The sequence below is a fragment of the Spongiactinospora gelatinilytica genome, assembly GCF_003236385.1.
Taxonomy (GTDB): Bacteria; Actinomycetota; Actinomycetes; order Streptosporangiales; family Streptosporangiaceae; genus Spongiactinospora; species Spongiactinospora gelatinilytica.
The window spans coordinates 1-1,669 of sequence record NZ_POUA01000688.1; the positions used below are offsets into that span (position 1 = coordinate 1).

General features: G+C 71.8%; 2 protein-coding genes. Both read left to right on the top strand.

Annotation, left to right across the window (positions count from 1 at the left end; genetic code table 11):
* Positions 1–1,362 (top strand): MFS transporter (locus tag C1I98_RS38615; protein WP_199537548.1); only part of this gene is annotated, 1,362 nt, incomplete at its 5' end.
* 31 nt (positions 1,363–1,393) lie between these two features.
* The coding region (locus C1I98_RS38620; RefSeq protein WP_199537549.1) for an RraA family protein at positions 1,394–1,669 on the top strand (276 nt) is incomplete at its 3' end.

A 1,669-nucleotide genomic window follows, 5' to 3' on the forward strand; every position in this document is an offset into this window, starting at 1 on the left:
GTCATGCTCATGACCGCATTTTCCGGTTCACCGACCCCCCACCACCAGGCCAAACCCGCGGGACGCGTCCGCTGGACGATGATCTGGCTGGCCTTCGGCGCCACGACGATCAACTACCTGGACCGTGCCAACCTCGGCGTCGCGCTGCCGTACATGACGGAGGAGCTGAACCTCTCCAAGACCGGCGCGGGCGTGCTGCTCGGCGCGTTCTTCTGGACCTACGCCGTGACCCTGCTGCCGTCCGGATGGCTGGTGGACCGCATCGGGCCGCGCCGGATGATGGTGATCGCGGTGGCCGGGTGGTCGATCGTGACCATGCTGATCGGCGCGGCGAGCGGCTTTTTGGTGCTGCTCCTGCTGCGGCTGCTGCTCGGCGCGGCCGAGTCCCCCTCCTACCCGTCCAGCACCAAGATCGTCGCCCGCTGGTTCCCCTCCAGGGAACGGGCGATGGCCGCGTCGATCTTCGACAGCGGGGGCAGGGCGGGCACCGCGCTGGCGCTGCCGGTGATCACCGTGGTCATCGCGGTCGTCGGCTGGCGTGGCTCGTTCGTCGCGGCCGGCCTGCTCGGCCTGCTGTTCTGCGCGCTGTGGCTGCGGGTCTACCGCGACCCCGAGACGCACCCGCGCCTTTCCGCGCAGGAGCACACCTACATCAAGGAGGGCGGCGGGGCCGACGCGGGCTCGGACGTGCCCCCCATGGCCTGGGCCAAGCTGCTGCGCTACCGCACCACCTGGGGCATGATCCTGGGCTTCTTCTGCCTGTCCTTCGTGCTCTACTTCTTCATCACCTGGTTCCCGTCCTACCTGGTCGACGCCCGCGGGTTCGACCTGCTCAAGCTGGGGATCTTCGGCATGCTCCCGGCGCTGCTGGCCATCCCGGCGCAGTGGCTGGGCGGGGCGCTGCAGACCCGGCTGATCAACGCGGGCCGCAGCGTCTCCTACGCCCGCAAGGTGCCGCTGATCAGCGGGCTCGTGGTGTCCTCGGTGATCGTCTTCGCCGGGGTCGTGGAGAGCCCGGCCGCGGCGCTGGCCCTGCTCGCCCTCTCCCAGTGCGCGCTGTGCTTCGCCGCCTCCAGCCTGTGGGCGCTGCCCGCCGACGTCGCGCCCGCCCCGGGCAACGTGGCCTCGCTGGCCGGCATCCAGGGCTTCGCCTCCAACGCCGCCGGGTTCGTCAGCCCGCTCGTGGTCGGCATCCTGCTGGACTCGACCGGCGGGTCGTACGTGGCCCCGCTGGCCGTCGCCGGCGGTGTGGCCCTGGTCGGCGCCCTCGTCTACGCGTTCGTCATCGGCAAGATCGCACCGCTCGGCGGCGCGGTCACCGGCCCGGCGACGGACGCCGCACCCACCCCCCAGCAAACCTGACCCAACACCTTAGAGAAGGAGAACAGCCGGTATGACCAGCATCGCCGAGGATGTCCTGGCGGCGTTCCGCGTCGTCTCCACCGCGTCGGTGGCCGACGCGGTGGAACTCCAGGGGGTCCGCGGCTACATGAGCGGCGGAATCCGGATGCAGACGCCGGGCGCGGGCACGCTGGCCGGCCCCGCGGTGACCGTGCGGGAGGTGCCGACCGAGGAGGCCGAGCCGCCCACGCACGCGCTGGCCGCCATCGACGAGTCCGCCCCCGGCAGCGTCGTGTGCATCGACGCGGGCGGCGCGGACGTCGCGGTC